Source organism: Candidatus Methanodesulfokora washburnensis (assembly GCF_003947435.1).
Lineage (GTDB): Archaea > Korarchaeota > Korarchaeia > Korarchaeales > Korarchaeaceae > Methanodesulfokora > Methanodesulfokora washburnensis.
Genome location: NZ_RCOS01000044.1, coordinates 1 through 6,257, shown reverse-complemented (window position 1 = coordinate 6,257; position 6,257 = coordinate 1). Strand labels below are relative to the sequence as shown.

Sequence of the window (6,257 nt, the reverse complement as noted above, 5' to 3'; positions counted from 1 at the left end):
TTGCTATAGAGGCTAGGGGAGGTATTGTTGCCACTATTTTTACCTTCTCATCTGCTTTCAGACTTAAAGGGGTTAATATCAACAACATGAGAATGAGAAGGATAAACTTCCTCATGATCTCACCTCAGGTATTATCTTTCCATGAGGGCACATTTTAGGCCTTCCAATTGCATCACAGATCCTTTCAACAACCTTTCTACTCATGAAGAGATCGAATCTAGATGCCTCACAGCATGCCTCATCTGCATCCATTCCCAGCTGAAAGAGAAATGCCTCTATTATCCTGTGCTTTCTCAGAACCTCGGATGCTGCTTTTCTCCCCTTCTCAGTCAACCTATACTCCCCTCTGTATCTATATTTGACCAATCCCTTCCCCTCCATTGATCTAAGGAGCTTTATAGCAGCTGGTTTGCTTATTTCAAGTCTCTTTGACACCTCACTTATGGAAATTCTCTCAGGCCATTCCTCATATGCTATTCTCAGTAGCTCACATTCCCTTCTTCCCATCGTGAATTAACCTATGGATAACTTATATATAAATCTTGCTAAACATCCCCTGCTGTTAGCATGTTTGAGGAAGTTGTGGTGAACTTGTTCCTGCCGAGATGAAGCAGAAATCTCACGGATAAATCGGGCATATCATCGTGGAATACTTTTTTGTCATAGCTCACATGCTCTATCTTACCGATTATGAACTGATGATCTCCTGTGTCTATCTCTTTCAGGAGCCTGCACTCGATGTTTGCTATGCATTCTCTTATGCTCGGCACTGATACAACTTTCGACTTCATTAAAGTTATTGAAAGAGCTTTTATTTTGTCCATATTCCTGCCGGAGAGGCTTCCAGCTTTCCACACATCCTCAAGAATTTCTGCTGTCGGCACGGCTATTACGAACTCCCCGAACTGTTTTATCAGGCTGTAGCTGTATCTTTTCTTTGATACTGAGACGCCGAGAAGAGGAGGATCAAAGCTAAGAGGGGTTACCCAATCAGCAGCCATGACATTAGGCTTGTCAACACCCGAGACAACCAAGTAAGTTCTGAGAGGGTACAGGACTCTTATGTCCATAAAGAATGCTGCACAGCTGTATATAAAATGTTCTTAGGATTCCTCCTAAGAGGTTAAATTCAGAACCTGCAATACAGCTTGATGAGGATAAGGTTGGGGAATGGCATAGAAATTGAGGGAGATAGAAGGATATTGCTTGATCCAATTACGACAGAAGAGGGTTCAGCCGTGTTAATATCGCATGCTCATTATGATCACGTGCCAAAAGATATAAGGAATCCAAGGTGCACAGTTTTCGCTAGCAGGGCAACAGCAGAGATTCTATCCTACTTTTATGGGGCTGATGAAGTGAATGCAATGGAGTTCAACTCTCAGTATGATCTTCATGGGATGAAGGTGACGCCTCTAGTGGCAGGGCACATACTCGGCTCCACGATGTATCTCATAGAGCATGATGGTCCCAGAATACTCTACACAGGGGACATAAACGTCGGAGGAGGCCTTACTGTGGAGGGACCCGCTGATCTTCAGGAGGCAGATATCCTGATAATAGAGGCCACATACGGATCTCCTGAGTACATATTTCCGAGCCAAGATGAGGTTAGGATGAATTTGATCAAATGGGTGGCTGACTCTGTGAAAAACGGATTAATCCCAATGATAAGCGCTTATACAATAGGAAAATCTCAGGAGATAATATATCTGCTGAACAAGCTGACAAATCTGCCTGTTGTCGTCTCCAGCAAGGTCGCAAGAGCAAGCGAGGCATATCTGAACTACTTCGACCTTAGATATCAGCTAGAGCATGATGAACCGTATGTGTATGTGGGCAGCAGATGGAAAAATATAGAGAACTCAGTAAAGGCAGTTGCAACAGGATGGGCCATAAAAAGGGACTTTGGAGATGCAAAAGGCTTCTGTCTGAGCTCTCACTCGGATTTCAACGGTTTAATAAAGGCTGTGATGAAGGTGGATCCTGAGATAGTGCTGACAGTGTATGGACAGAGCAGGAGGTTTGCGGATGAACTGAGAAAAATGGGAATAAAGGCTGAGGCATTAAGCAGTGAGTTTATCAAGCTGTGATCTTCTTTGCTCTTAGATCAGCTGGAACTATGGAGATCCTCTCTATTATAGTGTCCAGCACCAGAGATGTGTTCGACTCCTTTATTCCCGGGATCTCGAGTATCCTCTGCAGTATTGAGTTCAGCTCCACCTGATCCCCTGCTATAACCTTAACCACAACATCATATGGGCCTGTTATCTCATGTATCTCAAGGACATTGTCCTCTATTGCATTAAGTATTTTCCTTGCCACTTCTTTATGCCTTCCCGGCTCTGTCTTAAGCAGTATTATGTACTTATATCCCTTGCCGAGCTTTGCATGATCCACTATAGCTGTGTACTTCTTTATTATCCCCAAGCTCTCAAGCTTCTTCACCTTCTTCATCACGCCAGCAGGACTCATTCCAAGCTCCTTTGCCATATGCGTGTATGTCATCCTGCCATCGTCCACAAGCTTCTCCAGTATCTGAACCTCCTTCTCACTAAATCTTTTCCTCCTAGGCAATATCATCACCTTTGATACCAACCCTTATTGGACATTATATGTATATCTTGAGGTGATGTCTTTAAAAAGCATTATGTTTCCAGCATGAATGTAATGGAATTCAACGAAGACAGCACGGAAGTGGAGAGAAGAGCTGGCATGGTGTTCTCGCTTGGATCCACTAGCATGGCCTTAATCTTAGCTATATTTATGCTTTTCCTTATGCTGTTTCTTAGCATGACTTTTAAAAAGCCTTTTATTCAGCCAATCCTGTTTTTCCTATCCCTGATTTTCGCAACAGCCTCCTCCACTGGCTCAAGCAAGTTCATGAACTTCAGAAGATCTCTATGGGCCTCTCTTATATCAATATCCCCGCAGATGATCCCCTACATTATCATGCTACCGTTTGGGATGGAGAGGATTTTCACAAAGTTAGTCTACAGCTCCCTATATCTTGCAGGCCTGATAACTTTCATAATGGACAAGAAAACAAGAAAAGCCGCGTTCATGGCATCCCTTCTCATCCCCTCAATAAATGAAAGAACTGCTGTGATAGCACTGCTGGCATCAACCATATCCTTATTTCTCACATATAAAGTAATTGAAAGAGTATCATCGATAGGAGGAGAGAACCCGGCAAAAGCACTGTCTTACCTGCTCCTGTCATCTGATCCAAGGCCTTTAGAGGATGCGCTTGAGAGATTGTCCCCAGAGGGAGAGATAACTTCATCAGTCGTGCTTTTAGATGATATTGCAATTGTCACAGCGAACTTTCATCCAGGCCCTTTAATTGCCGGAAGCTCGGGAGCCCCGGCCAGAATAATGATGGAGCTTGAGAAAAATGGATATAAGCCGATTTTCCTCAGGGCTGCAAGCACTCATGCAAGCAATCTGCCATCAAAAAAAGAAGTAGATAAAATGGTGGAGGAGATAAAAAAGGGCATAGAAGAAGCTGAAAAATGCAGATGTGGCAATGCTGTTAGGGTAAACAGCAGATTTGAGGTCACTGCACAGAGATTTGGGGATATTGTAGTGGCAACCGTAAGCGGAAGGAGCTTTGAAAGCTTTGAGGATCTGCCTAGTACGGTGGAAAAAAGGCTGAATGATATATTGAGGGCCAAAGGGTGCAAGATAAGGGCGATAGTCATAGACAGGCATGACTCTCTGCGCCCTGGAGGAAGGAGAAAGATATATCCGTTCTCCAAGGAGGAGGATGAGCTGATAGATCTCCTTCTAGATGCTGTGGACAAAGCTGAAGCCGGGATGGACAAAATACCAGTTGGCTACTCAAGAGCTGATATAAGGATGAGAAGCATAGGAAAAGGTGGTGTTAGAGTGGCAGTTGTTGGAAACGCAGCTTATGTATGCTTCGATTCCAACAACATGCTCCCTGAACTGAGGGACATGATAGCTGAGAGGGTTGAGAAGGAGGGATTAATACCTGTTATAGCGACAACAGATACTCACGATACTCTGGGCATCAGGGATACGATAAATCCAGCGGGGATTGGATGTGATGAAAAATGCCTTGCAGAAACAGCAGATGCTGTGAAAGAAGCTGTTTTAAAAGCCAAGGGAAGTGCAAAAGAGGTTGAGGTAAGGGTGAGCATGAGGAGAATAAGGACTAAGGTCGTGGGAGACGATCTCATGAGGGATATATTGAGAAAAGCAGAGGAAGCGGATTACTCAATACCTCTAGTTCTCCTCGGGATCCTGCCAGCTCAGATGGCATTTCTATTTATATAAATCAGTATGCCAATCTATATACTGTGTTTTTACCTCCTCCCTCCTTGACGATTAGACCCCTTCTCTGAAGCTTCTCTAGAATCTTTCTCACAGAGCTCTCCCTCAGTTTTAGAATCTTCTCCAGATCGCTTCTAGAAGCCTTTCCGTTCTTCCTGATGTACTCCAAGATAGCCCTCTCTCTATCATCAATAGCTGATAGATATCTGCTCTTTATCTCGACCTTGAAGAACCCATTTGACTGGAAGATGGGCTCACCATTCCCGTTAAGCAAGCATTTTTTCATCACCTCCAAGGTGCCAACCCCCCATTTCTCCACATATCCGAGGTTGTAAAGGACATTTGCTATCTTAGGATTTCTCAGCACAGATCTGTGGGGCCTTTTTAGCTCATCAACAGTTATCCCAGGAGGAAGGCCCCCCGGATTTTCTATTATAATTTTGTCATCATAAATTTTTATATATACTGGACTTTTGATGGAGTAATCCCTGTGGGAGACTGCATTCACTATCAGCTCCCTCAGTGCCTCAGCAGGATACTCAAGGATCTCCTCCCTCCTCAGATTCACAACCCTTGTCTCCTTTCTTATAAGGGATAAGACCTCAGCATAGCTCCTCTCTATCTGCTCTATTAAATCTCCCTCTATCTCCTTCTCAAAAATGGGCATTGCCCTTTCGGAGAGAAACCTCCCAATTTTCACTATTGCCCATGGAACCCTCGACTGAGGATTTCTTCCAAACAGGAGAAGGGCAGCAAGCCTAGCCTTTTCATCAATTAGACCTAGATTTCTCAAAACAGCAAGCTCATCCTCTGGAACCGAGACAGATCTTACCTCTTTTGCCCTGTGGATGAACGATTTCACCTTATTTAGATCTATCTCATCGATTGATGCGATCTCCACATCCTCATATGAGAACTCATATGTCCCTCTGAGGAGGTTCAATATCTCATCTCTGTCCATCTTGATGTTGCTCCTTCCAACCCTTTTGTACGCAATTCCCTTCGCAAATACCGGCTTATCGCTGCGCTCCGATACCCTTATCTCTATTATATTTTTGCCACCCATTTTCTTAACTGTGATCTCCGGGTATACTCTTGGATCCGTGTTCTGAGCTATCCTGCTTGCTATTTCCTCCAGAGTCCTTTTGCCAAGATCTACCCCAATTATCTCACCGCTATCATCAACTCCAATGAGTATTGTGCCCCCTTTTGTGTTGGAAAATGCGGATACGGTGGCTAATACTTCATCAAAATCCGACAGGGATCTCTTAAATTCTAGGGTCTCTCCCTCAGTTTTGTCCATCATTATAAGTGCTGAAAGAGAAAGTTATAAGCTTACCGGTAAATACCGGTAAGTAACGGTAAACTTCAGCTCTACTGTTTGATTAAGCATAAGTTTACAGTAAATTAATAAAAAATAAATTGAATGATCTCGCTTCCCTGAAGCTTGTTTTCCTAGGCGCTCATGAAGCTTTCATTCTACTCAGCTTTTGTGGAGGATAACAGCTTTTTAACTCCATTTTCTACGTGAAGATATGCCACAGCCAGAACTGGCTGAATCATTGGTATCAGCGCTGGTGCTAGAGCTGACTGAGGACCCAAAGCGGACACTGCCATTGCAGCCGCAACACTCTGGTTTTTTGTGACAGATATCAATGCTATGGCTTGGTGATCCTCATATGATATGCGAAGAGCTCTGCTGATAATAAGAGATAGGGCTAACAAAGTCAGTATCACAATCGATTGGTAAACCAGTATTGATATAGCAATAGCAGGATTTGTAATTATCTTGATCGCCTGATTAAGCACTAGCACGAAGACCAGAGCAAGCATTGAGATCATTGTTGCTAGGGAAAGGTGAGGCTTTATGTTTTTGTCTACATACGACAAACCCTTGCTCCTCGCAATTGCATATCTTGTCAGCTGGCCAACAACAAGTGGAAGGATCAGAACCTCAA

The 6,257-nt window shown here is 43.7% G+C and carries 7 protein-coding genes; 2 read left to right on the top strand and 5 right to left on the bottom strand.

From position 1 onward, the window contains the following. Nucleotides 1–111: 111 nt before the first annotated feature. Together D6D85_RS02925 and D6D85_RS02920 are read right to left on the bottom strand one after the other, a co-directional pair. Nucleotides 112–507 (bottom strand): metal-dependent transcriptional regulator, encoded by a 396-nt coding sequence (locus D6D85_RS02925; RefSeq protein ID WP_125670583.1) that lies wholly within the window; start codon nucleotides 505–507, stop codon nucleotides 112–114. 38 nt (nucleotides 508–545) lie between these two features. Further along, entirely contained in the window at nucleotides 546–1,070 is a 525-nt protein-coding gene (locus tag D6D85_RS02920; protein WP_125670582.1) for a flavin reductase family protein, read from the bottom strand. Nucleotides 1,071–1,151: 81 nt separating this feature from the next. Between D6D85_RS02920 and D6D85_RS02915 the strand changes: the two genes are divergently transcribed. Further along, nucleotides 1,152–2,093 carry an MBL fold metallo-hydrolase gene (locus D6D85_RS02915; RefSeq protein WP_125670581.1) on the top strand — a complete coding sequence of 314 codons (942 nt, stop codon included), beginning with the start codon at nucleotides 1,152–1,154 and terminating at the stop codon, nucleotides 2,091–2,093. Here the strand turns inward: D6D85_RS02915 and D6D85_RS02910 are convergent. Next, entirely contained in the window at nucleotides 2,083–2,577 is a 495-nt protein-coding gene (locus tag D6D85_RS02910; protein WP_161969652.1) for an Lrp/AsnC family transcriptional regulator, read from the bottom strand. The genes D6D85_RS02915 and D6D85_RS02910 overlap by 11 nt on opposite strands. A gap of 84 nt (nucleotides 2,578–2,661) precedes the next feature. On the opposite strand from D6D85_RS02910, the gene D6D85_RS02905 reads away from it, so the two are divergent. After that, nucleotides 2,662–4,302 (top strand): DUF2070 family protein, encoded by a 1,641-nt coding sequence (locus D6D85_RS02905; RefSeq protein ID WP_125670579.1) that lies wholly within the window; start codon nucleotides 2,662–2,664, stop codon nucleotides 4,300–4,302. Between the two features lies 1 nt (nucleotide 4,303). Here D6D85_RS02905 and D6D85_RS02900 read toward each other — a convergent pair whose 3' ends face one another. Next, entirely contained in the window at nucleotides 4,304–5,602 is a 1,299-nt protein-coding gene (locus D6D85_RS02900) for an RNA-binding domain-containing protein (RefSeq protein ID WP_161969651.1), read from the bottom strand. Nucleotides 5,603–5,778: 176 nt separating this feature from the next. Continuing rightward, a partial coding sequence (locus tag D6D85_RS02895) for a bile acid:sodium symporter (protein ID WP_133308285.1) occupies nucleotides 5,779–6,257 on the bottom strand: 479 nt, incomplete at its 5' end.